Below are 25,681 nucleotides of genomic sequence, written 5' to 3'. Positions count from 1 at the left end.
TCGCGCTGCCCCTAAGCTTCTCCGTCATGTCCGCGCCCACGCTCACCGACTTCGTGCTCGCCCACACGACGCTGGCCCCCGTGCCGCTGGTGCCCGAGGTGGCGCTGCACAGCGCGGCGGAGGCGATGGGCCTGTGGGAGCTGACCCGGCACGACCAGCCGCCGTTCTGGGCGTTCCCGTGGGCGGGTGGGCAGGCGCTGGCGCGGCACCTGCTCGACAACGCCGGGCTGGTGCGGGACAGGAAGGTCTTCGACCTGGCCTCGGGCTCGGGTCTGGTGGCGATCGCCGCGGCACTGGCCGGGGCGGACGTGGTGACCGCCAACGACATCGACCCGCTGGCGCTCGCGGCGGTGCAGCTCAACGCCGCGGCCAACGGCGTCGCGGTGAGCACGCTGGAGGGCGACCAGCTCGACAGCGACGCGCACGGCGCCGACGTCGTGCTGGCCGGGGACGTGTTCTACGACGCGGAGATCACCGCGCTGGTGCTGCCGTTCCTGAGCAGGGCCGCGGCGCGGGGTGCAGTGGTGCTGCTCGGGGACCCGGACCGCGCGCACCTGCCCCGCGACCGGTTCACCGTGTGCGCCCGCTACGAGGTGCCGGTGCCGCTGACGCTGGAGAGCACCGAGACCCGTTCCGCCACGGTCTGGCGCGCCTAGCTGGTCACCAGGCAGAACGGATGCCCGGCGGGGTCGGCGTAGACGCGGAACCCGGCGTGCCCGGACGAGCCCTCGAGCAGGGTCGCGCCCAGGGCCAGCACGAGCGGCTCGGCGACGTCGAGATCGGCGACCAGGACGTCGAGGTGGATCTGCTGGGGGTGTTCCTGGCCGGGCCAGCGCGGCGGCGAGTAGTCCTCGACGCGCTGGAACGACAGGCGCCGGCCGCCGGCCGTGACGAGCGTGGTCCAGTCGCCGTCGGAGTCGGTGATCTCACCGCCGACGACCTGCCGGTAGAACTCGGCGAGCGCGCCGGGGTCGGGGCAGTCGATCACCACGTCGTAGAACTCACCGATCACCACACCGGGGAATCTAGCCCAGCCGCTCCACCACGAACGCCGTGAGGAAGCCCGCGGTGGTGCACAGCCCGGTGTAGAGGCGGGCCCGCTCGTAGGCCTCGGGGATCATGGTGTCCGCGATCATCGCCAGGATCGCCCCCGCCGCGACCGCGGTGATCACGGCGATGAGCTGCGGTGACGCGCCGTCGAGCAGCAGGTTCCCCAGGGCGGCGGACAGCCCGCTGGCCACGGCGATCGCACCCCACACCCCGAACACGTAACCGGGCCCGCGACCGGCCTGTTTCATGCCGGCGACGCTGGAGAGCCCTTCCGGGACGTTCGAGATGACCACCGCCGCCAGCATCGCCACCCCGACGCCGCCGCCGCTGAGCAGCGACACGCCCAGCACGACCGACTCGGGGACGCCGTCGAGCAGCGCTCCCACGGCGATCGCGGTGCCGCTGCCCGCCTGCTCGTCCTCGGTCGGCTGGTTGCTGCTGCGCTTGCGGTGCCGCGCCCCGCGCCGCGCGAGCACCAGGTTCGCCAGCACGTAGCCGACCGCGCCACCGAGGAACCCGGCGGAGGTGGCGAGCAGACCGCCGGTCTTCTCCGCCTCGTCCATCAGCTCGAACGCCGCCGCCGCGGTCAGCACCCCGGCGCCGAACGCCATCACGACGGCCACGACGTCGCGGGGCACGCGCAGGAACCAGGCGACGAGCGCGCCCGCCACGAGCGCGCCGCCACCGGCCAGTCCCCAGATCCCCGCCTCGATCCACTGCGGCATGGCTACATCTTCGCGAAGAACACCTTCAGGTCGCCCGCCAGCAGTTCCGGCGAGTCGTGCCCGGAGTAGTGCCCGCCGGTCTCGAACTCCGACCAGTGCACGATGTTGCGGTGGTCGCGTTCGGCGAAGCGGCGGATGGTCTGGAAGTCGTCGGGGAAGATCGCGACACCCGTCGGCACCGTCGTCGGCTCCGCGGGCTGGTCCTCGCGGTGCGCGTCCTCGAAGTACAGCCGCGCGCTGGACCCCGCGGTGCCGGTGAACCAGTAGATCGCCACGTTCGCGAGCAGGAAGTCCCTCGTCACGGCCGGTTCGCCCATCAGCTGCATCGTCCAGGCGAGCTGGCCGACGGGGGAGTCCGCGAGCGCGAACGCCACGTTCTGCGGCCGTGACTGCTGCAGCTTCGCGTACCCCGACATGGTCTCCCAGAAGTTCTGCAGCACCCCCAGACGCCGGAAGTCGTCCTCGGTCAGGCCCTCCATCTCCGCCGGGTCACCCGAGGGGAACGAGAAGATCTGCGTGACGTGCACCCCCACCACGTGCTCCGGATCGGCCTGTCCGACCTGGGGCGCGATGATCGCCCCCGCGTCGTTGCCGTGCACCCCGTAGCGCCGGTACCCCAGCCGCGCCATCAGCTCCGCGAACGCCGTAGCGACGCGCCCGGAGTGCCAGCCGATCCGCGTCGTCGGCCCGGAGAACCCGAAGCCCGGGATCGACGGGATCACCAGGTGGTGGTCCTCGCGCAGGTGCTCGACGACGTCGACGAACTCCATGACCGAACCCGGCCAGCCGTGGATCAGCAGCAACGGCAGCGCGTCCGGGTTCGGGCTCGTCACGTGCAGGAAGTGAACGTTCGTGCCGTCGATCTCGGTGACGAACTGCGGGAACGAGTTGAGCCTCGCCTCCACCGCCCGCCAGTCGAACTCCTCGGCCCAGTACCGGGCCGTCTCCCGCACGTCCGCGACGTCGTCGCCGTAGCGCGACCCGGCCCCCGCGACCTGGTCGGTCCACCGCGTCCGCGCCAGACGAGCCCGCAACTCCTCGATGTCGGCGTCGTCGACCGCGATGTGGAATTCCCTGATCTCCGTCATAACCCGAGGCTAACGAGCCTTGCGGCCAGCCTCTGTCCTAAAGTGTCGGTCCATGTTGGAAACCTCGGCGCGCCTGCTGCGCCTGCTCGCCCTGCTGCAGTCACGCCGCGACTGGCAGGGCAGCGAACTGGCCGACGAACTGCAGATCAGCCCCCGCACCGTCCGCCGCGACGTCGACCGACTGCGTGAGCTCGGCTACCCGGTCAACGCCACCACCGGCTCGTTCGGCGGCTACCGCCTCGGCGCCGGCGCCGAGCTCCCACCCCTGCTGCTCGACGACAACGAGGCCGTCGCCGTCGCCGCGGCCCTGCGCACCAACGCCGTCACCGGCCTCGAAGAGGTCTCCCTGCGCGCCCTGCTGAAACTGGAGCAGGTCCTGCCGTCCCGCCTGCGCCACCGCGTCTCCGCCCTCGAACAGGTCGAGTCCGTCCCCCGCGACTCCCCGGCACCCGCACTGGACCCGGAACTGCTCTCGACCCTCGCCGCCGCCTGCCGCGACAGCGACACCCTGCGCTTCGACTACCAGGCCCACGACGGCACCGCGACCCGCCGCCGGGTCGAACCCCACCGCCTCGTCAACTGGGGCCGCCGCTGGTACCTCGTCGCCTGGGACGCCGACAAGCAGGACTGGCGCAGCTTCCGCGTCGACCGCATCACCCCACCGCAGCCCCCGTTCGGCCCCCGCTTCACCCCACGCGACCTCGACGCCACCACCTACGTCGCCTCCCGCGTCACCCAAGCCGCCTGGCGCTTCCAGGCCCGAGTCCGCGTCCACGCCCCGGCCGACGCCGTCGCCGCCCGCATCCACGCCGCCATCGGCACCGTCGAAGCCGTCGACGACACCACCTGCGAACTCGTGACCGGCTCCGACTCCGTCGAAACACTGGCCGTGTGGATCGGCATGCTCGGCTACGACTTCGAAGTCACCTCACCACCCGAACTCGTCGAACACGTTCGCTCTCTTGCGGCCCGCTACGCCCGGGCCGTACAAGACTGAGCATGGCCATCACCGGACGTGACATCGAGCGCCTGCTCTACACCGACACGCCCGACCCGATCCTGGTCGTGCACAACGGGAACACGGAGATCGTGGCCGCGGCGGAGCTGGGCGGCCACACCGGCGCCGTGGTGGTGTGCTCCCGCACCGAGGTGCTGCGCAAGGTGGGGGAGCGCGACCTCAGCGATCAGGACCTGACCGCGATCGCCGGTTCACTGTCGGCGGCCATACGAGACCCAGGTCAACCGCCGCCGCCTTGGCCCGCTTGACCAGATCCGGTCGTTCCGCGAGCCCGTGACCGGAGACGACGGGAAGCAACTCCTCCGTGGAGAGGTAGGCGCGCCCGGCCGGGAACCGGAAGCCGCGCTCGTGCAGCCGCAACCACGCTTCCAGCACCGGGACGCTGCCGTAGTCCCACTCCTCCGCGAAGGCCGAGAGGATCGCCAGGTCGTCGCCACCGACCCCGATGCGAGCACAGGCCTCGCGATGCCGCAAGGAGTCATCGACCAGCCGTCGCAGCACCGGCACACACCTCGACACGGGTGTCGCGGCCAGCTCGACGAGGGTGATCGCGTCATCGATCGAATACGCGGACGTCAAGGGCCGCATCGCGTCCCGCCAGGTCAGGCTGACCTCGTCCAGGGTCACGTACGGCTCCGACATCAGCAGCCAGCCCGGATCCGCCTCGGCTCCTGCTCCCTTGTGCAGGCTCAGGTAGAAGTGCTGCTCGCGGTCCCGCGTCATCCACACGCACCGCACGAAGCTCGCCCACTCCGCGGCGGACAACCGCGACTTCCAGAACAGCGTCGCCCGCCTCCAGTCGTCGACGCTGAACCGCAGATCGGGCGCGTACACCCTGTCCCGCAACACCAACGTCAAGGCCACCAGGTTCGCCGCGTACTTCGCCTCCCTCGCCGAGTCCGGCAGCGGGACCGGCTCGTACGCCGACCGTGCCACGCGGCGGTCGTCTCTCGTCTCCAGCAGCCGCACCAGCATGTCGAACATCCGGTCGTCGTCCGCGAACTCCCGCAGGAAGTCCAGCAGCGGCTTGCTCGTGGTCAGCGCCATGAACGACAGCACCGCGTACAGCTCGGTGTCGTCCACGGTGGTCTTGCGCCGCGACCTGGCCGCGTCCTCGCGCGCCAGCTCCGTCAGCGTCCGCCAGATGAACCGCGCCACCAGGTACTCGCCGAAGGTGGCGTGCAGGAACTCGTAGGTCGCGAGCTTCGTGTCGTCGCCCCGCACCGCCTCCGTCTTCTGCACGAAGAAGAACCGCCCCAGCGCCAGGTCACCGGAGGACAGGGGAGTGCGCGCACCCACGGACCTGTCCGCCGAGCCGACCTCGAGCAGCGCGGCGAGGTCAGCCGTCACCTGGTCCCCGGTCACCCACTGCACGCCGCGGTTGAACATCGCGAGCGCCACCACCGACAACCGGTCCAGCTCGAACTCGACATCGGAGTCCAGGTCCTCCTCGGTGCGCTCGACGGGTGACTTCTCGACCTCACGCCGGGCGAACCGCCCCAGCAGCCGCTCGTAGAGCTGCCCCCGGCTGATCTGCTGGTGGTCGCGCCGCAACGCCCCGTCCACCGCGTCGTACAACGCCAGCATCAGCAACAGCAGCGGCTGCTCGGCCAGCTCCGGGTACTCCAGCGCCACCTCGGCCGGCAGCGGCGAGCCACCCGCGTTCCACACCTCCAGCCACTGGCGCACCTGGTCTTCGGAGAACGGCAGCAACCGCACCACGTGCGACATCGCGGGCAACGCGAGCCCCGCGCACACGCTCAACCTGCTCGTCACCACGAACGCGGCCGGCCGTCGCTTGTCGGCCAGGTCCTGCTGGAGCTCCGCGACCGCGGTCAGGTACCGGTTCTGGCTCACGCCCGTCGCCTGCATCAGCTCGTCCAGACCGTCCAGGACCACCACGGGCACCGAACCCCCGGTGGCGCGGGAGAAGGCGGCCCAGCCGACGGGCTCGTCGAGCAACCGCTGCAGACCGTGCTCGATCTGCTGCCGCACGTCCGAGTCGGCCGGCACGTTCCTCAGCTCCACCCGCACGACGGGCGTTCCCGCGGCCGACAACCGCGCCGCCATCATCTCCGTGAGCACCGACTTGCCCGACCCGGGATCGCCCAGCACCAGCAATGGCGCGAACCAGGCCTCCACCGACGTCAGACGGCCCGCCAGGTAAGCGTAGAGGTCGGTCCGCTCCGGCATGTCGCTCCAGTACTCGGCCGTCGCGGGCACCGTCTCGCGGCCACTGTCCACCAGCAGCTGGAACCGCGGGTCGACGTACGCCTCACCGAGCGCCGGGATCCGGGACCCGCCCCCGGAGGGGACCAGCGGCCGTCGCAACGCCGCGGAGTACACCGCGGCCAGCTCCGTCAGCCGCACGTCCTCGACCCGCACGGCCGTCATCTCGCGCAGCACGTCCTCGAGCCGCGCGAGCGCCAACCTGGTGGCCCTGTGGTCCTCCATCGAGGACCAGAAAGCCACCTCCGGACAGTCGACCGCGAGCTGCCGGAAGAGCTCCTGGTAGCGCCGGACCGCCCGATCGGGCAGCACCCGGTACGACGCGAACGTCCGCTCCTGCTCCGCCGCGGTGAGCCGGTCCCACGTCGCCGATCCCGTCGTGACCCACTCGAGGTCCTGGTTCAACGCCTCGTAGAAGGTGCGGATCGAGACCAGGTTCGCCTCGTGGCTCAGGCCGGCCGACGGCATCGGCAACGGCTTGTCGAACGGGTTCCCGGAGTCCAGGAGGTTCTCGTCGTCCGCGGAGAACGAGAACGGCAGCTCGAGCTCCCGCAGCGCCTCGAAGTACGCGGTCATCACGACGACCGAGTGCGCTGCGTACAGGCGTTGCGTGCGGTCGTAGCGGTTGAGACCACGGCGCTTCTCCGACACCTTCGTGACGAGTTCGGAGAACAGCCGGGCGAAGTCGGGCTTGGCGTCGAACAGGTCCAGCACCTGTCCCAGCCCCAGCGACCCCACCAGCAGCGCGCCGCCGAGCACCTTGTCCATGGCGGCGACCACCGGGTGGTTCTGGCCACCGAGGATCTTCACCGCGTCGACGTAGCTGTAGCTGTAGGTCCTGCTCACCGGAAGTGTCTACCTGATCTTGCGCGTGCTCATCCCGAGAACACCACCAAAAGACCAATCACGACCAGCACGACCGGCAACGCGACGTGGCCCCACCTGGCGAGCGCCTTCGCCACCACCTGACGGGAGGCCAGGAACCACCCCGCCAGGCACCACACGCCGACCAGCAGCAGGAACACCACGACGTAGACCCACAGCGAGTCCGTCACGGTGAAGACCGGCACGTAGACGCCGATGTTGTCGCCGCCGTTGGCCAGGGTCACACCGGCCATCGCGAGAACACCGGGAGCGGCGTCCGGCTCGTCCTCGTGATCCGTGCCCCGCCACAGCGACCACGCGGCCTTGAGGCCGAGCGCCAGGGGGATCAGCCCCAGCCACGGGCGGAAGTGGGCGGGAAGCAGGGACGCCCCCAGCGCGCCGACCACGGCCAGCGCCAGGATGGCGGTGAAGCCCAGGTACTGGGCCGTCACCACCTGCCAGGCCGACCTCGCCCGCGCGAAGAACAGCGCGAGGAGCACCAGGTCGTCGACGTTCGTCACCGCGAACATGCCCGCCGCCTGGCCGATCACCCCGAGATCCACAGCGGCATTCTCGCCCGCGTGAAACGGATAGCTAATCCGCATGTGTGCTAGCGTGGCCACAAAGCGGATCACCTATCCGGATTGGGGAGTGTCATGGCACGCAGAGCAGTGATCACCGCGGGAACCGGAGGCATCGGGCTGGAGACAGCCCTCGGACTCACCGAAGCCGGCTACGCCGTCACCGTCGTCGGCCGCAACCCCGAACGAGGCGCACGAGCCGTCGACACGATCAACGCCAGGGGAGGGGAGCCCGCACGGTACCTGCGTGCCGACCTCTCCAAACTCGACGAAGTACGCGCACTCGCCGCACAGATCGCCGCCGAGGGGCAACTGGACGTACTCGTCAACAACGTCGGCGCCATGTACCCCGACCACACCCGCATCGACGGCGTCGAAGCCTCCTTCGTCGTCAACCACCTCTCGCCCTACCTGCTCACCGAATCCCTGCTGCCGGTGCTGACCGGACGCGTCGTGAACGTGACCTCCGGCGCCGTCACCGCCGCCAAGAAGGTCTTCGACGACACCGAACCACCCGGCGGCTACTACGGCTTCCACTGGTACGGACGAGCCAAGCTCGCCAACCTCGCCTACACCCTCGACCTCGCCCAGCGACAGACCACCGTGACCGTGCTCGCCGCCGACCCCGGCGGCGCCGCCACCGACATGACCGACGGCACCCTGCGCTCACCCAAGATCGTGTCACCCGGCCTGCGACTGCTCTGGCCACTCGTACGCCGCACCTTCGAACGATCGACCTCCGGACCCGCCTCCACCGCCGCACGCCCTTCGATCCGCGCCGCCACCGACGACACACTCGCCACCGGCACCGTCATCGGCCCCCGCGCCACCCCGGTCACCCCCCACCGCGCCGCGGCCGACCCACGCGTCCAGCACGCCGTGCGCCGACTCAGCCAGCGCCACGCACCACTCGGCCACGTACCGGATGGCATATCCAATTAGTCTGGAACACATGACCCCGCAGCGAAAGGACGCCGCCCGCAACTGGGAGCACATCCTCACCGTCGCCAGAGAACTCGTCGACGAAGGCACCCCGCTGCAACTCAACGACGTCGCCCGCCGCGCAGGACTCGGCGTCGGCACGGTCTACCGGCACTTCCCGACCACCGAAGCACTCCTCGAAACCGTCGCCACCCCCTGCCTCGAAGCACTCGCCGGCCGCGGCGAACAAGGCCTCACCCACGACGACCCCTGGACCGCCTTCGCCGACTTCCTCACCAAGGTCGTCGAAGGCCAGGTCACCGACCCCGCACTCGTCAAAGTCGCCGCCGCCACCCAGGACGTGCTCCCACGCACCACCGAACTCAAAGCACAGATCCTCGACACCGGCGCCAAACTGCTCGCCCGCGCACGCGAAGCCGGAGCCGTCCGCCCCGACGTCGACGACGCGGACCTCGTACCGCTCATGTGCGGCATCGCCTACGCCACCTACGTCCACAGCGCCGGCCCCGCCGAACGACTCACCACCGCACGCCGCTACCTCGACACACTGCTCCGAGGCCTACACACCTGAACGCGGGGGACCGGCAGCCACGAACGCCCGCAACTCATCAAGCCCCCGCGCACCACCATCGGTCAGCATCCACGTCACACCGGCCGCCTCGTACTCACCCGCCTCCGGTAACACGGCACCGCCCCACAACACGACATCACCATCGGCCCGACCACCCGACGCCACGAAATCCGCCTTCAACCGGGCGGCATCCGCGGGGGAGAGCACCACCAGACCATCAGGCCCGAACGTCGCCGGCACCACACCCGCCGCATGCTCCGCCGCACGAAACGGCGACGACCGCGGCCAGCTCCCACCCACCCAGATCGGCACCTCCACCGGCGAAAACCGCACCCCCGACACGTCGAACAACGCACCGTGGTGCTCCACCTCGGCACCCGACAACAACGCCCGCACCAACCCCACACCCTCCGACATCGCCTCCGCACGCGACCCGCGCTCGCCGAAGGGGGAGTAGTCCTGCGGCACACCCGCACCCACCCCGAGCACCAGCCGCCCACCCGACAACCGCTGCAACGTCGACGCCTCCAACGCCACCTTCCACGGACGCCGACGCCCCAGCGACGTCACCAACGGCCCCAGCGAAACCCTCGACGTCCGCGCCGCCACAGCACCCAACGTCACCCACACATCCGAGACGACAGGCTCACCCGGCACCACCACGTGGTCCCACAGGAAGAACCCGTCCCACCCCGCCGCCTCCGCCTCCACGGCGAGCGACACCAGCACGGACGGATCACCCAGCGACGAACCGAACGACGGCACATAGATCGCATAGCGCATGACCCGAGTGTGGCAAGCACCCCCGACAAGATCATTTCAACGCGGAGGAGCAGCGGAAACAGCCCTCAACGCCCCTCACCGGTCGCACCGTCGAGCTGCTCCCGCAAGATGTCCGCGTGCCCGGCATGCCGCGCGGTCTCCGTCACCACGTGCACCAGCACGTTGAACAACATCACCTCAGGACGCGGCCACCACGGCACATGACCAGGCGAATCCACCGCAAGCGCAGAAATCGTCGCATCCGAATGCGCCCACACACGCCGATAGCGACCCACGATCTCCTCACGCGACTCCGACTCGTCCGCCCGCATGTCCGACCCGCGCGCCGCCAAGTCGTCCCACCGGGGCAACGGCTCGGGGAACGGCCGGCCGAACACCTCACCGAAGTACCGCGACTCCGACAGCGCCAGGTGCTTCACCAACCCCAGCAAGTTCGTCCCCGAAGCCGTCAAAGGACGCCGCGCGTCCACATCGGGCACGCCCTCGAGCTTCCACAGCATCACCTCGCGCAACTCGCGCAGATCGCCGTGCAGGTAGTCCTTGGCGAACTCATCGATCATGAGCGAGCACCCTGCCATCTATCGCCACGGTGACGTAAGGCCACGAGGTCGCCAGGAGCGGGTGCTCGCGGACACCGGCTCCATGGCTGCCTCGGGAAAACCGGCCATGGAGCGGCGGGCGTCCCGACGACCTGACGACAGCGGGGTGCGGAAGCGCCGTGCGACGGCCGAGGAAGCGGACTTGGGGCGTGAGCGGCGCCGGGGGCGGCGGGAGAGCGTCTCCCGGCGGCCGGATCCACGTTACTTGACATAATGTAGATTATCGGCGAAACGGCGACCTGCGAAGATCGCTCCGGAAGGGGCCGCAACGCCCGTGTTGGCGCGTCTGCAAGTCGCAGCCAACGGGCAGGCCGGCTGCACTTGCAGACGCCACAACATCAGAACCACGGCGATGTCGGAGCGCGGTCGACACCGACGTGTCGTCAGTGAGACGTACGTAGCGAGGCGCCATTACGCTCACGATCCCCGACAAGTGACGCCACCTGGTCCAGCACCGTCCTGACCCGATCAGAACCTGGCGAAACGGACATTTCATGCATAATCGCCATTATCCAGCACAGAACAGGTCTTCAGGCCCGCGTGTGTGCATCGCCGTGCGCGAACCTCGCAACAACGCGTTCCGGTGCTGCCCCTCCGCCGGGACGACGCCCCACGCCACCCCCTGACCTGCGATTCGGAAGCCCTCCACGATCGCTCGTGCGCGACGACCGGCGAGCACTCCCCTCCCCTGTGCCGCCGCCGCGTCCGGGATTGTCGGTGGCGTGCGGTACAAGATCCATATGCACGTGCTCGCCGCTCAGGACGCCTTCTTCCTCGCCCGCCGGACCCGCAAGGACTCGCCGCACACAACGGCCGCCTACCAGCGGGATCTCGCCGGCGTGAACGCGCTCCTGGCCGAGACCCTCTCCTGCCCGGTCGAGGACCTCGTCGTCGCTCAGCTCACCGGGGCCCATCTGCGCAACGCGTTCGGGTTGTTCGCGGACGGCCACGCCAAGAGCTCGGTGCTGCGGGCGTGGTCGACGTGGAACCAGTTCCTGACGTTCTGCGTGGCCGAGGACCTGATCGCCGGCAACCCGATGGGGGCGGTCGCTCGTCCGAAGACGCCTCCGCTGGTGCCGAAGCCGTTGCGGGGTGAGGACACCCCGGAGCAGTTGCTGACGGCCGCGGCGGAGGGTGCGCGCAAGGGTCGTGATCCGTGGCCGGAGCGGGATGTGCTGGTGATCGCGCTGGGGCTGGTGGCGGGGTTGCGCAGTGCGGAGATGCGGACGCTCACGCTGGCGAGCATCGTCGGGCGGGAGGGTGATCAACGGTTGCACGTGAAGGGCAAGGGGAACCGGGATCGCAGTGTGCCGATCGAGCCGCCGATGGAGCGGATCGTCGACGCGTACCTGAAGAGTTGCCGGCGGCGGTTTCCCCAGGGGCGTTTTGATCGGGAGTCGGCGTTGCTGCGGGATCGGCACGGTGAGCCGATCGGGCGTGGTGGGCTGGAGTACCTGGTGAAGTCGTGTTTCCGGTGGGCGGGGTTGAACGACAGGGTGCCGACGGGGGCGAACCTGCACGCGTTGAGGCACACGTTCGCGACGCGGCTGGCTGAGGACGGGGCGTCGGCGAGCGAGATCATGGCGTTGCTGGGGCATGCGAGTCTGGCGACGAGTCAGAACTACATCGAGGCGACGGCGCGGGAGCGTCGGGCGGCGGTGGCGAGCAACAGGACGTATCGGGCGCTCAAGGACATCTAGCGGTGTTCGACCGCGGTGCGGGACCCTCGGTGGTGACGCGTGGGCCGGGGGTCGCCCGGTTGCCGGTTCGTTAGGCCGAGTGGGTGACCTGGTGGTGCGAAAACCGCATTTCAGGGGTACCCAATGAGAATGAGATCCGTGTGGCGTGGGGCCATCTCGTTCGGCTTGGTGACGATCGCCGTGCGCCTTTACACGGCTGTCGAGGAGCACGACTTCCGGTTCAACCAGGTGCACCGGGAGGACGGCGGGCGCATCAAGTACAAGCGCGTCTGTTCGGTGTGTGGTGAAGAGGTGGAGTATTCGGAGATCACCAAGGGCTATGAGCTGGACGACGGCCGGATGGTGATCATGGAGAACGAGGACTTCGAGAAGTTGCCGGTGAAGACCGACAAGTCGATCGACGTCCTGGAGTTCGTGCCTGCGGAGGAGATCGATCCGATCTACTTCCAGAAGACGTACTACCTGGAGCCGGACAAGGCGGCGGCGCGTCCGTACGTGTTGTTGCGGGATGCGCTGGTGAAGACGGGTCAGCTGGCGGTCGTGAAGATCACGATTCGGCAGAAGGAGACGCTGGCGACGATTCGGGCTCGTGATGACGTGCTGGTGATGCACACGATGTTGTGGCCGGACGAGATCCGCAAGGCGGAGTTCGACTTCCTGGACCAGGACGTGGAGGTGCGGCCGCAGGAGTTGAAGATGGCGACGTCGCTGGTGGAGTCGATGGCGGGTGACTTCGATCCGGACACGTTCACCGACGACTACCGGGACGCGCTGGAGAAGGTGATCGCGGCGAAGGCGGAGGGTGCGGAGTTGCCCGAGCAGCCGGAGACCGAGGAGAAGGGCGATGTCATCGATCTGATGACGGCTCTGGAGCGCAGTGTGGAGAAGGCGAAGGCCGGGCGGAAGGGCGCTGAGAAGAAGGCCGCGCCGAAGAAGAAGGCTTCGTCGGCGTAGATGGCCGGGCTCGACGAGTACCGGCGCAAGCGGGATGCGGCGAGGACGCCGGAGCCCGTGCCGGGTGCTGGGGCGTTGCCGTCGGGGAACGATGACACGTTCGTGATTCAGGAGCATCACGCGAGCAGCCTGCATTGGGATGTGCGGTTGGAGCGTGGTGGTGTTCTGGTGTCGTGGGCGGTGCCGAAGGGTTTGCCGCCGACGACGGACGTGGTGAGGCTCGCGGTGCACACCGAGGACCATCCGCTGGAGTACGCGGAGTTCTCCGGGGAGATCCCGAAGGGTGAGTACGGCGGCGGTGAGATGTTCCTCTGGGATCGCGGCCGCTATGAGACGGTGAAGTGGTCGGACCGCGAGGTCGACGTGGTCTTGCACGGTGGTCGTGTGCAGGGTCAGTTCGTGTTCTTCCGTTCGGGGAAGGACGGGAAGAACTGGATGGTGAAGCGCCGGCACGCGCCGGCGCGGCCGGACTGGCAGGTGTTGCCGGAGCTGCTGAAGCCGATGCTCGCGGTTCCTGGTCCTCTCCCCCACGATGATGATGATCAGTGGGCGTACGAGTTCAAGTGGGACGGTGTCCGGGCGATCTTGAGGGTCGAGGGCGGGCGTGTTCAGGCGTGGTCGCGGCTGGGCAACGACATCACGGTCGCTTATCCGGAGTTGCAGGGTGTGGGTGGGCAGCTGGGGTCGACGGAGGCCCTGCTGGACGGGGAGATCGTCGCGTTGCGGGACGGGCGGCCGAGTTTCAGCGCGTTGCAGAACCGGATGCACGTGACGAAGTCGGAGGCGGCGCGGCGGGCGGCGCGGCAGTTCCCGGTGACGTTGTTGTTGTTCGATCTGCTGCACCTGGACGGCAGTTCGACGCTGCAGTTGCCTTTTCGGCGGCGGCGTGAGCTGTTGAGGGGTCTGGAGCTGCGGGGTCCGAACTGGATGACTCCCCCGTCCTACGACGAGGACGGGGCGTCGGTGCTGGCGGCGAGTCGTGAGCAGGGTTTGGAGGGTGTGGTCGCGAAGCGGCTGGATTCGCCTTATCAGCCGGGTGTGCGGTCGCCGGTGTGGCGCAAGATCACGGACCTGATGGCGCAGGAGGTGGTGATCGGTGGCTGGCGGATGGGTGAAGGCAAGCGGGCCGGGGTGATCGGCGCGTTGTTGCTGGGTATTCCGCAGGACGGCGGGCTGGCGTTCGCGGGGTCGGTGGGCACGGGGTTCAACGACGCGGAGCTGGCGGTGCTGACGCCGCGGTTGGAGGCGTTGGCGCGCAGGTCGTCGCCGTTCGTGACGGAGATGCCGCGGGAGCGGTCCAGGGGCGCGAGGTGGGTGGAGCCGGAGCTGGTGGCGGAGGTGGTGTTCCGGCAGTGGACGCCGGACGGTCGGATGCGGTTTCCGGCGTGGCGCGGGTTGCGGCCGGACAAGACGCCGGAGGAGGTGCGTCGGGTTGTCGAGTGACGCGACGGTGCGGGTCGAGGACCGGGTGTTGAAGCTGACGAACCTGGAGAAGGTGTTGTACCCGGGGTTCGGGTTCACCAAGGGTGAGGTGATCGATTACTACACCCGGATCGCGCCGGTGTTGCTGCCTCATCTGAAGGACCGTCCGGTGACGTTGAAGCGGTTCCCGAACGGGGTGGACGGGAAGTGGTTCTTCGAGAAGAACGCGCCGGAGCACCGTCCTGAGTGGGTGCGGACGATGCGGTTGGAGTCTCCGGGCAGTGCGAAGGGCAACGAGACCGTCAACTACGTGATGGTGGACGAGCTGGCGACGTTGGTGTGGCTTGCGAACCTGGCGGCGCTGGAGTTGCACGTGCCGCAGTGGACGGTGGGGCCGCGGGGTGGGAAGCGGGATCCTGATCTGCTGGTGTTCGACCTGGATCCGGGTGCGCCGGCGACGGTGGTGGAGTGTTGCCGGGTCGCGGAGCTGGTGCGGGTGGTGCTGGACGACGACGGTGTGGATTCGTGGGCGAAGACGTCGGGCAACAAGGGGATGCAGGTGTACGCGTACGCACCGGCGAAGGACACCTCGGAGTACGCGAAGGCGGTGGCGCAGCGGTTGGCGCAGGAGCATCCGGCGTTGATCGTGTCGACGATGGCGAAGGCGCAGCGCACGGGGAAGGTGTTCATCGACTGGTCGCAGAACAACCCGGCGAAGACGACGGTGGCGCCGTATTCGTTGCGGGCTCGGGAGCGGCCGGCGGTGTCGACGCCGGTGACGTGGGACGAGGTCGAGGACTGCGAGGTCGTGGAGGATCTGGTGTTCACGGCGGACGAGGTGCTGGAGCGGGTCGAGAGCGCGGGTGACCTGTTCGGGAGTTGATGTTCTGGCCGACTGCCGATCTGGGGGTTTGCCGTGGACATCGAGCTCGCCGAGTACGACTCCGCCTGGCCCGGTCTGTTCGAGCGGGAACGGGTGCGGAGCTGGAGCACGTGGGGTCGACGTCGGTGCCGGGGTTGTGCGCGAAGCCGTTGATCGACTTGATGCTGGTGGTGGACGACCCGCTGGACGATCCGCTGGACGAGGTGCCGGCGCTGCGGGTGTGCCCAGGTGCGGCGGCATCTGCTGTTCCGCGACTGGTTGCGGGGCATTGCCGAGGATCGTGAGTTGTACGCGTCGGCCAAGCGGGAGCTGGCGGGGCGGTCGTGGGGTCGGGTGCAGGACTACGCGGACGCGAAGACGCGTGTGGTGGAGCGGATCATTCTGCGGGCGCTGGGCTGAAGCGGCGCCGGTAGTCCGACGGGGTGAGGCCGGTTTCGCGGCGCATCAGGGCGCGGAGGTTGGCGGCGGTGCCGAGGCCGGTGCGGCGGGCGACGACGTCGAAGCGCCGCTCCCCCAGTTCGATGAGCCGGCACGCGAGGGCGACGCGTTCGCCGGTGAGCCACGCGAGTGGTGTGGTGCCCAGTTGTGCCTGGAAGCGGCGGTGCAGGGTGGCCGGGCTGACGGCGGCGCGGGCGGCGAGGCCGGTGACGGTGAGCGGGGTGTCGAGGTGCTGCTGTGCCCAGGCGAGGACGGGGGCGAGTGACTCGTCGGGCAGGTCGGGTACGGGGCGTTCGACGAACTGGCGCTGGCCGCCGTCGCGGTGGGCGGCGAAGACGAGGCGGCGGCTGACGGAGGTGGCGATCTGGGCGCCGTGGTCGCGGCGGACGAGGTGCAGGCCGAGGTCGAGGGCGGCGGCGCTGCCGGCGGAGGTGAGGATGTCGCCGTCGTCGACGAACAGGACGTCGGGTTCGAGGTGCACGGCCGGGAAGCGGGCGCGGAAGTCGTCGGCCCACTGCCAGTGGGCGGTGGCGCGGCGGCCGTCGAGGACGCCGGCTTCGGCGAGGGTGAAGGCGCCGCTGCAGAACCCGACGAGGCGTGCGCCGCGGGTGTGGGCGCGGCGGATGGCGTCGAGGACGTCGGGGCGCCGGGGTGCGTCGACGTTGGGGCGGTTGGGGACGATGAGGGTGTCGGCGTGGTCGGCGGCGCCGAGGTCCGCGACGCCGGTGAGGGTGAAGAATCCGTCGCGCATGGTGGTCGTGGGTTCGGGTGAGCAGAGGCGGAAGTCGTAGAGGTGGCCGCCGATCTCGGGGCGGTGCAGGCTGAAGATCTCGGTGGCGCAGCCGAGTTCGAAGGGGTTGGAGTTCTCGTCGACGATGACGACGACGCGGTGCGAGGATTCTTGCGGCATGTGCGATTCCTAGCACTCACGTCCGGGTCGTGACAGCGGCGAGGCTGTGAGTGTGACCAATGAACCCATCGCCCTCGACGACGCCTTCGCCTCTTTCGACGCTCTGTGGAGTCCGCGGATCGTGTCCCGTGTCAACGACTACGACGTGCGCGTCACGAAGGTGCGCGGCGAGCACGTCTGGCACGTCCACGACGACACCGACGAGTTCTTCCTCGTGCTGGACGGTGAGCTGCGCATCGGGTTGCGTGAGGCCGGGGGCGAGCGCACGGTCGTGTTGCCGGCGGGTTCGGTGTTCACCGTGCCGCGGGGAACGTTCCACAAGCCGTCGTCGCTCGATGGTGCGCGGATCCTGCTGTTCGAGCCCACCGGAACGCTGACCGTGGGCGATCGGCACGACGAGGTCCCGGCCCACGTGGACGCGACGACGGGGCACGAACTGGGCTGACACGTTCCGGCCTCGCCTCTGTCCGGACTCGGGAACAATCATGTTCTGTGAAGTTCGGGGTGCTCGGTCCGGTGCTGGTCGACGGTGTGGAGGTCGCGGCGCCGCGGCAGCGCGCCCTGCTGGCGATGCTCGTGCTCGACGCCGGGCGGATCGTGGGGCACGACCAGCTGATCGGCGGCGTGTACGACGAGCCGCCCGCCGGTGCGGCGAACGCGCTGCAGTCGCAGATCTCGCGGCTGCGCCGGGCCGTGCCGGGGCTGGTGGTCGAGCACCACCCGGCGGGCTATCGGCTGGTCGCCGAGCCGTCCGACGTCGACCACCTGCGGTGCGTCGAGCTGCTCGAGGCCGGACAGGCGGCGCAGGCGCTGGCGTTGTGGCGCGGACCGGCACTGGCCGACGTCGACGCGCCGTTCGTGCCGGAGGCGAGGCATCGGCTGACCGAGGTGTTCCTCCGCTGCGCGATGTCGGGTGGGACGAGCGAGCAGCTGCGCGGCCTGGTGGCGGAGCAGCCGTTGCGGGAGGACGTGCGGGCGGCGTTGATGCGGTCACTGCACCGCGACGGCCGCCAGAGCGAGGCGCTGGAGGTGTTCGCGCAGGGGCGGGCGCTGCTGGCGGACGAGCTCGGTGTCGATCCCTCCCCCGTGCTCACGGCCGCTCATCTGGAGGTGTTGCGGGCGCAGGCGCCGCACCGGGGTGTGCCCGCGCAGCTCACCAGCTTCGTGGGCCGCGACGAGGACCTGCGGCGGGTGTCGAAGTGGCTGCGCGACAACCGGCTGGTCACGCTCATCGGTCCCGGTGGCACCGGCAAGACGCGGCTCGCCGTCGAGGTCGCGCACCGCGAACCCGGTGAGGTGGCGTTCGTCGACCTCAGCGCCACCGCCGACGTCGCCCGCGCGCTGCTCGACGGTCTCGGGATCCGCGAGGCCGGGCTGCTGTCGGCCGGCCCGCTCAGCGTCGAGGACCGGCTGCGGGCCGCGTTGGCGGCGCGCGAGGTCGTGCTGGTCGTGGACAACTGCGAACACGTCGTCGACGACGCCGCCCGCGTGCTCGGCGACATCCTCGCCGCGTGCCCGGACGTGCGGGTGCTGGCGACGAGCCGGGAACCGCTCGGCATCACCGGCGAGATCCTGAGCCCGGTCACGGCGCTGGACGACGAGGCCGCCACCCGCCTGTTCCTCGACCGCGCCCAGGCGGTCCGGCCGGGGTTTCACGCCGATCCCGGCCTCATCGCCGAGGTGTGCCGGCGACTGGACGGCATCGCGCTCGCCATCGAGCTCGCCGCCGCCCGCGTCCGGTCCCTGCCGCTGGCCGAGATCACCGCCCGCCTCGACGACAGGTTCCGCCTGCTGTCCAAGGGCAGCCGCACCGCCGCGCCCCGCCACCGCACGCTGCACGCCGTCGTGGAGTGGAGCTGGGAGCTGCTGACCGACGCCGAACGCGACCTCGCCGCCCGCTTCACCGTGTTCTGCGGCGGAGCGGGCCTGGACGCCGTCACCGCGGTGTGCGAGTCCGATGTGGACACGCTGACCTCGCTGGTGGACAAGTCGCTCGTCGAGGTCGTCGGCGACCGCTACCGGATGCTCGACACCATCCGCGCGTTCTGCGCCACCCACGCCCCGGACCTCGCGGCCGCCCACGCGCGCTGGTTCCTGCACCGCGCGCAGCACGCCGAACCGCACCTGCGCGCCCACGACCAGATCGAGTGGATCGCCCGCCTCGCCGCCGACCACGACAACCTCGTCGCCGCCGTCACCTGGGCCACCCGCCACGACGTGCGGCTCGCGCTGGAGCTCGTGGCCGCGCTCGCCACCTACTACTGGTTCCGCGGCCTGCGCACCGAGGCCGCCCAGCAGGCCGACGCCGTGCTGCACGCGTGCGGCGAGACCCCGCCGCCCGGTCACGAGCAGGAGTACGCGCTGTGCCTGCTGAGCGCCTGGCCGGTCGCGACCGGGGACCAGAGCGCCCGCATCCGGCAGGCCGACGCGCTGATGGACGGGCTCGCCGCCCCGCCGCGCTACCCGATCATGACCATGATGTGGGGCATGGCGCTCGGCGCGCCCGAAGGCGACTCCCAGGTGTGGCAGCGCCGCAACCGGCTGCTCGGCGACGACCCGTGGAGTGCCGCGCTCGCCCTGGTCGGCGACGGTCTCGTGGCCCGCATGGCAGGCGACTCGGAGAAGGGCGCCGACCTGCTGGCGCGGGGCGCGGAGGCGTTCACGCGGATCGGCGACCGCTGGGGCGCGGCACTCGCGTTCAACCAGCTCGGCGAGATCGCCCTGGCCCGGGGCGACGCCGCGGGCGCCCTGGCGCACGTCGAACGGGGCCGCGGGCTGCTCGACGAGCTCGGCGCCACCGAGGACACCGCCGAAGCCGTCATCGGACGCGCACAGGCCGCCCTGCTCGCCGGCGACCTCGACGGCGCGCGCACGGACTTCGCCCTCGCGCTCACCCTCGCCCGGCGCGCCGGGGCACTCGTGGTGCAGGCCGGCGCCCACCTCGGCCTGGCCGGGCTCGCCCGCGTCACCGGCGACTACGCGATCGCCCGCGCGGAGTGCGACCGGGCGTGGGATCGCTGCCCGGGCGGCTGGTACGGGCCTGACCAGATGCGCTGCCACATCGCCGTGGAACGCGGCCGCGTCGCGAAGGCCGAAGGCGACCCGGTCCTGGCCCGCCGGTACTTCGAGGAGGCACTGCGGCGGGCCGAGGGGCAGCGCGACCGCGTAACCGGGACCGCCGTGCGCGCGGAACTCGCCGCCCTGGCCGTGACCTGATCCGCCGCCACCACAACCACACCGGCAGCCTGTGGTGCGCGACGAACGTCCACAGGTCGTCCTCGGCGACCTCGTCGGGGTGGCGGCGCAGCACCTCCAGGCACTCCCGCGACACCACCCCGTGGATGCGCGCCACGTGCGCGAGCGCCGTCGCACCCTGGCGGCGGACCTCGATGCGGTCGTGGTCGAGCGCGCGGGCCACCCGCCGCGACACCACCGCGGGGTCCGGGTGCGACAGGGCCAGGCCGATCACCGCCACGCCGACCATGTCCTCGCCGCGGTCGAACGCCGCGTCGACCTCCTCGGGGCGGGCGATGCCCATCAGCGCCGAGCAGTCGTGCCAGTTCATGCCCTCGCCGCGCATCGCCCGGTCCAGCAGGAACCGCTGCCGCCCGTCGGAGCGTTCCCCGGTGTGCCCGAAGTCGGCGGCCAAGTAGCGCCACACGGCCGCGGTGTCGGCACGGGAGGTCGAGGCCAGGATCCGGCACAGCTCCAGCACGTGCTCCGGATCGCTCGCCCCGGCGAGCTCGCCCAGGACGCCGGGCGGGCGGCCCAGGTCCCGCCACGCCAGCCGCGCCAGCGCCGGCACCTCGTCCACGGCCACCCAGCCGTCGGCCCCGCCCCGCCCGATCTCGGCGGGCGTCAGCGAGGCCCGGCACCGGGCGTGTTCGAGCGGGATCACCCTCAGACCTGCGGCACCGCGCGCAACAGGGCACGCGTGTACTCGTGAGACGGGGTGAGCAGGACCTGGTCGACTGTGCCTTGTTCCACGATTTTCCCCTGATGCATCACCGCGACCCGGTCGGCGATCTGCCACGCCAGCCCTAGGTCGTGCGTGATGATCAATGAAGCAAGGCCCAGTTCCCGGCGCAACCGGAGCAGCAGCGCCACGATCTCCCCGCGCACCGAGGCGTCCAGCGACGCGACGGGCTCGTCGGCCACCAGCAGACGGGGTTGCAGCACCAGTGCTCCGGCGATCACCACCCGCTGCTGCTGACCCCCCGACAGCTCGTGCGGCAGCGACTCCAGGTACAGGCTCGCCGGACGCAGCTCCGCGCGTTCGACAGCGGCCGTGACCAGGGCTTCCTGCTCGTCGGCCAGGCCGTGCACGCGCAGTCCCTCGGCGACCGCGTCGAACACCGTGTGGCGTGGGTTGAGCGCGCTGGACGGATCTTGGAGCACCAGCTGCACCTGGCGCCGGAAGGCCTTGAGCGCCTTGCCCGTGCGGCCCACCTCGGCCTCGTCGAAGATCACCCGACCGGAGGACGGCTTCCGCAGCCCCATTATGGTACGGGCCAGTGTCGTTTTGCCTGATCCGGACTGGCCGACCAGCGCCACGATCTCGCCCCGCCCGATCGTCAGGTCCACCCCGTCGACCGCGCGGGTGCGCCCGTAGTCGACCACCAGATCCCGCACCTGCAGCAACGGCTCCGGCTCCGGCGCGGGCTCGGCCCAGCGGTGCGCGGGGTCGCCGATCACCGGGAACGCCGCCGTCAGCGCCGCGGTGTGCGGGTGCCGCGGGTTCGCGATCACCTCACGGGTGCGGCCGCGTTCGACCAGCTCGCCGCGATGCATCACGGCGAGGTCCTCACACGTCTCGGCGAGCACCGACAGGTCGTGGCTGATCATCAGCAACCCGAGGTCCTGCTCGGCCACCAGGCGTTTCATCACCGCCAGCACCTGCGCCTGCACCACCACGTCCAGCGCCGTTGTCGGCTCGTCCGCGATCACCAGGCGCGGCCCGCACGCCAGCGCCATCGCGATCATCACCCGCTGCCTCTGCCCGCCCGACAGCTCGTGCGGATACGCCCGCGCCTTCTCCCGCGGCAGCTCCACCTGCTCCAGCAGCTCGGCCACGCTGCCGTGCGTGCCGTGCAGCCGCATCGGCTCGGCGATCTGGTCACCGACGCGGCGCACGGGGTTGAGCGAGTGCATCGCGCCCTGGAACACGATCGACGCCGCCGCCCACCGCACCGCCCGCAGCCGGCCCCACGACATCGTCCGCACGTCGTCGCCGTCGAGCAGGATCTCGCCCTCGACCCGCGCGGTCCTGGGCAGCAGCCGCAGCACCGACATCGCCACCGTCGACTTGCCCGACCCCGACTCGCCCGCCAGACCGAGCGTCTGTCCCGGCGCGAGCGTCAGGTCCACCTCGCTCACGACGCGTTTCGGTCCGTAGTGGACGGAGAGGTTCCTCAACTCCAGCACCGGATTCACCTCCTCGGCGTCACAACGGCTTCCAGCGCCCGCCCCACGAGGGTGAACGCCAGCACGACGGCCACGATCGCCAGGCCCGGCGGCAGCAGGTACCACCACGCCTGCTGCGGCACCGCCCCGTGCAGCTGGGCCTGGTGCAGCATCGCGCCCCACGAGATCCGCGTCGGATCACCCAGCCCCAGAAACGCCAGCGTCGACTCGGCCACGATCGCCGACGCCACCGCCAGCGTCGCGTTGACCAGCACCAGCGGCACCACCGACGGCACCACGTGCCGCCCGATGACGTGCACGTGGCCGCCGCCGAGCGCCCGTGCGCGTTCCACGAACGGCCGGGCCTCGATCGTCAGCGTCTGCGCCCGCACCATCCGCGCCGTCGACGGCCAGCTCGTCAACCCGATCGCCAGCACGATCGTGCCCAGCCCGCGCGGCAGCACCGTCGACAACGCGATCGCCAGCACCAGCGCCGGCAGCACCAGGAAGAAGTCCGTGACCCGCAGCAACGCCCCCGCCAGCAGGCCACCGAAGTGACCGCTCACGATCCCGACGAGCGTGCCGATCCCGACCGACAGCACCGCCGCCGTGAGCCCGACGAACAACGACGTGCCCGTGCCCTGCGCCATCAGCAACGCCACCGACCGTCCCGTGTGGTCGGTGCCCAGCCAGTGCCCCGCGCCGGGTGGTTGCCACGCGTCCGCCGTCACCCGCGTGACGTCCAGCGACTCCGCGTCGATCAGCAGCGGCGCGAGCACCGCGACCAGCGCCGCCGCGGCGAGGACCGCGGCACCCGCGAGACCGGACCTGTCGAACCTGCTCATACGACCTTCACCCGTGGATCGAGGACCCCGTGCAGCAGGTCGGCCAGCAGGTTCATCACCACGACCGCGCCCGCCGTCACCACCAGCAACCCCTGCAGCAGGAAGTAGTCCGGCCCGGTCAGCGCGTCGTAGAACAGCAACCCCAGGCCCGGCCAGGAGAACACCGTCTCCGTCGTGATCGCCCCGGCCACCACCAGGCCGAACCGCAGGAACACCAGCGTGATCGCCGGCAGCACCGCGTTCGGCACGGCGTGGCGGCGCCGCACCAGGTCGTCGCGCAGGCCCTTGGCGCGGGCCGTCGTCAGGTAGGGGGCGTGCATCTCCTCCAGCAACGACGACCGCATCACCAGCGCGTACTCCGCGCACACCACCGCGACCAGCGTCACCGACGGCAGCACCAGGTGATGGCCCACGTCCAGGGCCTGCGACACGAAGTCCGGCGCCGTGTCGGTGTCGCGCATGCCCCGCGACGGGAACAGGTCCCCCGTCACCATCATCAGCAGCATGCCCAGCCAGAACGTCGGCACCGCCCACAACGTCAGCGACACCCCCGTCGTGACCTTGTCGAACGCCGAGTCACGCCGCCACGCCGCCCGCACCCCGAGCCACAGCCCCAGCAGCACCGCGATCAACGTCGCCGTGCCCACCAGCAGCAGCGTCGGCCCCAGCCGCTCCCCGATCACCTCCGCGACCGGGCGGCGGAACGTGAACGACGTGCCCAGGTCACCCTGCAGCAGCGAGGTGAAGTAGCTCCAGAACTGCTCGTGCAGCGGACGGTCCAGGCCGAACTGCGCACGCAGCTCGGCCTGCATCGCCGCCGTGGTCGGACGGCCGCGCGTCATCGAGACCACGGGGTCGCCCGGCACCACCCGGAACAGGAAGAAACCCAGCACCGCCACCATCAGCAGGCTGAGCGCGGCACCACCGAACCGACCGGCCAGACGCACTTACTCGCGCTCCCCCGCCGTCGCCGCACGCCGCCGCGCCAGCACCACGAACGCCAGCACCACCGCCGCGATCGCCGCACCGGCCGCGGCGAACCCGGCCCACCCCATACCGCCGGTCTGCGCGGTGCGCTGCGCCGGTTCGGCGCCGTAGTAGCCCCACATGCCGTTCTGCGCCATGATCACGCCGCCCTGCGCGGGCTGCGTCGTGAACCGCGCGAAGTGGTCGGACCGGTAGCCCTCCAGCGCGTTCTCGTAGGCCAGCACCACGGCGGGCACCTGGTCGTAGAAGCGGGCCTGCATCCGCTTCACGATCTCGACCCGCTTGGCCTCGTCGAACTCCGAGAGCTGCTCGGCGTAGAGCCGGTCGTAGGTCTCGTCGCAGAAGTAGGTGTCGGTGGTGCCGCCCTTGCCGTCCGCGCCCGGCCGTTGCGCGCAGGTGTGCAGGCTCAGCACGAAGTCCGGGTCGATGTTGGTCGACCAGCCCGAGAACGCCAGGTCGTAGGTCGCGGCGGTGGTGGACTCGTTGAGCTGGTTGTCCGACACCAGCCGCACGTCGAGCGGGATGCCGATGTCGCCCAGCGACCGCTTGAGGTACTCGCTGGCCTGCTCGTCGTAGGCCCGTCCGGCACGGCCGACCAGCCGCAACGGGAAGCGGGTCCCGTCGGCCTTGCGCGGGTACCCGGCGGCGTCGAGCGCCGTACCGGCCGCGGCCGGGTCGAACCTGCGCAGCTCGGCCTCGGACGGCTGCCAGTGGTACTTGCCGAACACCGGCGGCACGAGCCCGGCGCCCTTGTCCGCGTAGCCGAGGTTCACCCGCGCCACCAGGGCGTCGAGGTCGATGGCCTGCGCGATCGCCCGCCGCACGCGCACGTCGCGCAGCACCGGGCTGCCGTCACCGATCGGCTCACCGGTGCGGGTCTGCGCGCCTGGGTTGATCATCAGCTCGGTGAAGCGGCGGCCCATCGCCTTGTTGCGGGTGACACCGGCCTTGCCCTCCAGCGAGTCGAACTGCGCCGGCGCCATCCGGTTGACCAGGTCGACCTCGCCCTTGCCCAGCGCCTGCACCGCGGCATCGGAGTTCTGGAAGTACACGAAGTGCAGCTCGTCGTACTTCGGCGCACCGCGCCAGTAGGTCCTGTTCGCCTTGAGCTTGATGAACTGCCCCGGCACGTGCTCGGACAGCACGAACGGCCCGGAGCCCACGACCGGCATCCGGTCGTTGGAGTAGTCCTTGATGCTGCCGACCTTCGACCACACGTGCTCCGGCACGATCGGGACGTCCAGCGCCAGCATCGTCACCTGCGGCGTCTTGGTCCTGATGACGACCTTCTGGTCGGTCGGGGCGCTGACGTGGTCGAAGTTGGTGACGAAGCTGCCGTTGGCGGTCCTGGCGACCTCGTCGGTCAGCATCAGGTTGTAGGTGAAGGCGACGTCGCGGGCCGTGATCGGCACGCCGTCGGACCACTTCTTGCCCTCGGGGACCGTGAACGTCCACGTCAGCCGATCGGGTGAATGTTCCCATCTGTTCGCCAGGCCCTCGGTGACCGACTGGTCGTCCGCGGTGTAGGCGGTCAGGTAGTCGTACATCAGCCGGTTGATCTCGGTGCTCGACTGGAACACCGCGAGGAACGGGTTCATCGAGTCGATCTGCTGCACGATCGCGACCTTCAGGACCACCGGCTGCTGCGCCGGTGCCGGAGACGCCGAAAGGCCCAAAGTCATTGCTGCA

Annotated in this window: 25 protein-coding genes; 13 read left to right on the top strand and 12 right to left on the bottom strand. The window is 70.4% G+C overall.

What is annotated here, in order from left to right; genetic code table 11:
* Positions 1–26 precede the first annotated feature (26 nt).
* The gene (locus tag ORI60_RS18660; RefSeq protein ID WP_266038775.1) at positions 27–656 is read left to right on the top strand and encodes a class I SAM-dependent methyltransferase; all 630 of its coding nucleotides are present in this window, start codon (positions 27–29) and stop codon (positions 654–656) included.
* On the opposite strand, the gene ORI60_RS18655 is transcribed toward ORI60_RS18660, so the two are convergent.
* Genes ORI60_RS18655 through ORI60_RS18645 form a run of 3 tightly spaced genes read right to left on the bottom strand, consistent with a single transcriptional unit; the run spans position 653 to position 2,863 of the window.
* Positions 653–1,015, bottom strand: coding sequence for a VOC family protein (locus ORI60_RS18655; protein WP_266038774.1), 363 nt, complete (start codon positions 1,013–1,015; stop codon positions 653–655). The genes ORI60_RS18660 and ORI60_RS18655 overlap by 4 nt on opposite strands.
* A gap of 10 nt (positions 1,016–1,025) precedes the next feature.
* The gene (locus ORI60_RS18650) at positions 1,026–1,775 is read right to left on the bottom strand and encodes a ZIP family metal transporter (protein ID WP_266038773.1); all 750 of its coding nucleotides are present in this window, start codon (positions 1,773–1,775) and stop codon (positions 1,026–1,028) included.
* Positions 1,776–1,777: 2 nt separating this feature from the next.
* Positions 1,778–2,863 (bottom strand): epoxide hydrolase family protein, encoded by a 1,086-nt coding sequence (locus tag ORI60_RS18645; RefSeq protein WP_266038771.1) that lies wholly within the window; start codon positions 2,861–2,863, stop codon positions 1,778–1,780.
* 52 nt (positions 2,864–2,915) lie between these two features.
* Between ORI60_RS18645 and ORI60_RS18640 the strand changes: the two genes are divergently transcribed.
* Both ORI60_RS18640 and ORI60_RS18635 read left to right on the top strand, forming a co-directional pair.
* A complete protein-coding gene (locus ORI60_RS18640) occupies positions 2,916–3,860 on the top strand; it encodes a helix-turn-helix transcriptional regulator (RefSeq protein WP_266038770.1) in 945 nt (314 codons plus the stop codon).
* A 2-nt stretch (positions 3,861–3,862) separates the two neighbouring features.
* Complete coding sequence (locus tag ORI60_RS18635; protein ID WP_266038769.1) at positions 3,863–4,129, top strand: hypothetical protein; 267 nt, start codon at positions 3,863–3,865, stop codon at positions 4,127–4,129.
* Here the strand turns inward: ORI60_RS18635 and ORI60_RS18630 are convergent.
* Positions 4,041–6,956 (bottom strand): NACHT domain-containing protein, encoded by a 2,916-nt coding sequence (locus ORI60_RS18630; RefSeq protein ID WP_266038767.1) that lies wholly within the window; start codon positions 6,954–6,956, stop codon positions 4,041–4,043. The two genes, ORI60_RS18635 and ORI60_RS18630, sit on opposite strands and share 89 nt — an antisense overlap.
* 29 nt (positions 6,957–6,985) lie before the next feature.
* Positions 6,986–7,537 carry a cadmium resistance transporter gene (locus tag ORI60_RS18625; protein WP_266038765.1) on the bottom strand — a complete coding sequence of 184 codons (552 nt, stop codon included), beginning with the start codon at positions 7,535–7,537 and terminating at the stop codon, positions 6,986–6,988.
* A gap of 93 nt (positions 7,538–7,630) precedes the next feature.
* Between ORI60_RS18625 and ORI60_RS18620 the strand changes: the two genes are divergently transcribed.
* Entirely contained in the window at positions 7,631–8,497 is an 867-nt protein-coding gene (locus ORI60_RS18620) for an SDR family NAD(P)-dependent oxidoreductase (RefSeq protein WP_266038764.1), read from the top strand.
* Between the two features lie 10 nt (positions 8,498–8,507).
* A complete protein-coding gene (locus ORI60_RS18615) occupies positions 8,508–9,068 on the top strand; it encodes a TetR/AcrR family transcriptional regulator (protein WP_266038763.1) in 561 nt (186 codons plus the stop codon).
* Here ORI60_RS18615 and ORI60_RS18610 read toward each other — a convergent pair.
* Both ORI60_RS18610 and ORI60_RS18605 read right to left on the bottom strand, forming a co-directional pair.
* Entirely contained in the window at positions 9,057–9,851 is a 795-nt protein-coding gene (locus ORI60_RS18610; protein WP_266038762.1) for an LLM class flavin-dependent oxidoreductase, read from the bottom strand. The two genes, ORI60_RS18615 and ORI60_RS18610, sit on opposite strands and share 12 nt — an antisense overlap.
* Before the next feature lie 65 nt (positions 9,852–9,916).
* Positions 9,917–10,411, bottom strand: coding sequence for a DinB family protein (locus ORI60_RS18605; RefSeq protein ID WP_266038761.1), 495 nt, complete (start codon positions 10,409–10,411; stop codon positions 9,917–9,919).
* Positions 10,412–11,172: 761 nt separating this feature from the next.
* Between ORI60_RS18605 and ORI60_RS18600 the strand changes: the two genes are divergently transcribed.
* The 6 genes from ORI60_RS18600 to ORI60_RS18575 all read left to right on the top strand — a co-directional run bounded on the left by ORI60_RS18600 (position 11,173) and on the right by ORI60_RS18575 (position 15,808).
* Positions 11,173–12,150 carry a tyrosine-type recombinase/integrase gene (locus ORI60_RS18600; protein ID WP_266038760.1) on the top strand — a complete coding sequence of 326 codons (978 nt, stop codon included), beginning with the start codon at positions 11,173–11,175 and terminating at the stop codon, positions 12,148–12,150.
* A 129-nt stretch (positions 12,151–12,279) separates the two neighbouring features.
* Positions 12,280–13,104 carry a Ku protein gene (locus tag ORI60_RS18595; protein WP_266038759.1) on the top strand — a complete coding sequence of 275 codons (825 nt, stop codon included), beginning with the start codon at positions 12,280–12,282 and terminating at the stop codon, positions 13,102–13,104.
* Positions 13,105–14,547 (top strand): non-homologous end-joining DNA ligase, encoded by a 1,443-nt coding sequence (gene ligD, locus ORI60_RS18590; RefSeq protein ID WP_266038757.1) that lies wholly within the window; start codon positions 13,105–13,107, stop codon positions 14,545–14,547.
* Entirely contained in the window at positions 14,537–15,409 is an 873-nt protein-coding gene (gene ligD, locus ORI60_RS18585) for a non-homologous end-joining DNA ligase (RefSeq protein ID WP_266038755.1), read from the top strand. The genes ligD (ORI60_RS18590) and ligD (ORI60_RS18585) overlap by 11 nt, the downstream gene beginning before the upstream one ends.
* Positions 15,409–15,693 carry a GrpB family protein gene (locus ORI60_RS18580; protein ID WP_266038753.1) on the top strand — a complete coding sequence of 95 codons (285 nt, stop codon included), beginning with the start codon at positions 15,409–15,411 and terminating at the stop codon, positions 15,691–15,693. Before ligD (ORI60_RS18585) ends, ORI60_RS18580 begins: the two co-directional genes overlap by 1 nt.
* Entirely contained in the window at positions 15,638–15,808 is a 171-nt protein-coding gene (locus tag ORI60_RS18575) for a GrpB family protein (protein WP_266038751.1), read from the top strand. Before ORI60_RS18580 ends, ORI60_RS18575 begins: the two co-directional genes overlap by 56 nt.
* Here the strand turns inward: ORI60_RS18575 and ORI60_RS18570 are convergent.
* Complete coding sequence (locus ORI60_RS18570; RefSeq protein WP_266038749.1) at positions 15,786–16,757, bottom strand: GlxA family transcriptional regulator; 972 nt, start codon at positions 16,755–16,757, stop codon at positions 15,786–15,788. The genes ORI60_RS18575 and ORI60_RS18570 overlap by 23 nt on opposite strands.
* A gap of 52 nt (positions 16,758–16,809) precedes the next feature.
* Here ORI60_RS18570 and ORI60_RS18565 point away from each other — a divergent pair, with 52 nt between their 5' ends.
* Complete coding sequence (locus tag ORI60_RS18565; protein ID WP_266038748.1) at positions 16,810–17,202, top strand: cupin domain-containing protein; 393 nt, start codon at positions 16,810–16,812, stop codon at positions 17,200–17,202.
* Between the two features lie 47 nt (positions 17,203–17,249).
* Positions 17,250–19,973 carry a BTAD domain-containing putative transcriptional regulator gene (locus tag ORI60_RS18560; RefSeq protein ID WP_266038746.1) on the top strand — a complete coding sequence of 908 codons (2,724 nt, stop codon included), beginning with the start codon at positions 17,250–17,252 and terminating at the stop codon, positions 19,971–19,973.
* A gap of 684 nt (positions 19,974–20,657) precedes the next feature.
* On the opposite strand, the gene ORI60_RS18555 is transcribed toward ORI60_RS18560, so the two are convergent.
* The 4 genes from ORI60_RS18555 to ORI60_RS18540 are packed head-to-tail and all read right to left on the bottom strand — an operon-like array spanning position 20,658 to position 25,674.
* Positions 20,658–22,190 (bottom strand): ATP-binding cassette domain-containing protein, encoded by a 1,533-nt coding sequence (locus ORI60_RS18555; protein ID WP_266038744.1) that lies wholly within the window; start codon positions 22,188–22,190, stop codon positions 20,658–20,660.
* The gene (locus ORI60_RS18550; protein ID WP_266038742.1) at positions 22,187–23,005 is read right to left on the bottom strand and encodes an ABC transporter permease; all 819 of its coding nucleotides are present in this window, start codon (positions 23,003–23,005) and stop codon (positions 22,187–22,189) included. The genes ORI60_RS18555 and ORI60_RS18550 overlap by 4 nt, the downstream gene beginning before the upstream one ends.
* Positions 23,002–23,952: an ABC transporter permease gene (locus ORI60_RS18545; RefSeq protein WP_266038740.1), complete on the bottom strand. Its 951-nt coding sequence runs from the start codon at positions 23,950–23,952 to the stop codon at positions 23,002–23,004. Before ORI60_RS18545 ends, ORI60_RS18550 begins: the two co-directional genes overlap by 4 nt.
* Positions 23,953–25,674 carry an ABC transporter substrate-binding protein gene (locus ORI60_RS18540; protein WP_266038738.1) on the bottom strand — a complete coding sequence of 574 codons (1,722 nt, stop codon included), beginning with the start codon at positions 25,672–25,674 and terminating at the stop codon, positions 23,953–23,955. It lies immediately after the preceding gene.
* Positions 25,675–25,681: the final 7 nt, after the last annotated feature.

The organism is Lentzea sp. NEAU-D7 (assembly GCF_026242055.1).
In the GTDB taxonomy this organism is placed as follows: Bacteria; Actinomycetota; Actinomycetes; order Mycobacteriales; family Pseudonocardiaceae; genus Lentzea.
Note: the sequence above shows the minus strand (reverse complement) of the source record. Positions and strands in the feature narration are given on the sequence as shown.

What these genes read in the sequence shown, in the direction of transcription:
- ORI60_RS18660 (WP_266038775.1), top strand. Translation starts at nt 27, where the DNA reads ATGTCCGCGCCCACGCTCACCGACTTCGTGCTCGCCCACACGACGCTG.
- ORI60_RS18650 (WP_266038773.1), bottom strand. Translation starts at nt 1,775, where the DNA reads ATGCCGCAGTGGATCGAGGCGGGGATCTGGGGACTGGCCGGTGGCGGC.
- ORI60_RS18645 (WP_266038771.1), bottom strand. Translation starts at nt 2,863, where the DNA reads ATGACGGAGATCAGGGAATTCCACATCGCGGTCGACGACGCCGACATC.
- ORI60_RS18640 (WP_266038770.1), top strand. Translation starts at nt 2,916, where the DNA reads ATGTTGGAAACCTCGGCGCGCCTGCTGCGCCTGCTCGCCCTGCTGCAG.
- ORI60_RS18635 (WP_266038769.1), top strand. Translation starts at nt 3,863, where the DNA reads ATGGCCATCACCGGACGTGACATCGAGCGCCTGCTCTACACCGACACG.
- ORI60_RS18620 (WP_266038764.1), top strand. Translation starts at nt 7,631, where the DNA reads ATGGCACGCAGAGCAGTGATCACCGCGGGAACCGGAGGCATCGGGCTG.
- ORI60_RS18615 (WP_266038763.1), top strand. Translation starts at nt 8,508, where the DNA reads ATGACCCCGCAGCGAAAGGACGCCGCCCGCAACTGGGAGCACATCCTC.
- ORI60_RS18610 (WP_266038762.1), bottom strand. Translation starts at nt 9,851, where the DNA reads ATGCGCTATGCGATCTATGTGCCGTCGTTCGGTTCGTCGCTGGGTGAT.
- ORI60_RS18605 (WP_266038761.1), bottom strand. Translation starts at nt 10,411, where the DNA reads ATGATCGATGAGTTCGCCAAGGACTACCTGCACGGCGATCTGCGCGAG.
- ORI60_RS18595 (WP_266038759.1), top strand. Translation starts at nt 12,280, where the DNA reads ATGAGATCCGTGTGGCGTGGGGCCATCTCGTTCGGCTTGGTGACGATC.
- ligD (WP_266038757.1), top strand. Translation starts at nt 13,105, where the DNA reads ATGGCCGGGCTCGACGAGTACCGGCGCAAGCGGGATGCGGCGAGGACG.
- ORI60_RS18580 (WP_266038753.1), top strand. Translation starts at nt 15,409, where the DNA reads ATGTTCTGGCCGACTGCCGATCTGGGGGTTTGCCGTGGACATCGAGCT.
- ORI60_RS18570 (WP_266038749.1), bottom strand. Translation starts at nt 16,757, where the DNA reads ATGCCGCAAGAATCCTCGCACCGCGTCGTCGTCATCGTCGACGAGAAC.
- ORI60_RS18550 (WP_266038742.1), bottom strand. Translation starts at nt 23,005, where the DNA reads ATGAGCAGGTTCGACAGGTCCGGTCTCGCGGGTGCCGCGGTCCTCGCC.
- ORI60_RS18540 (WP_266038738.1), bottom strand. Translation starts at nt 25,674, where the DNA reads ATGACTTTGGGCCTTTCGGCGTCTCCGGCACCGGCGCAGCAGCCGGTG.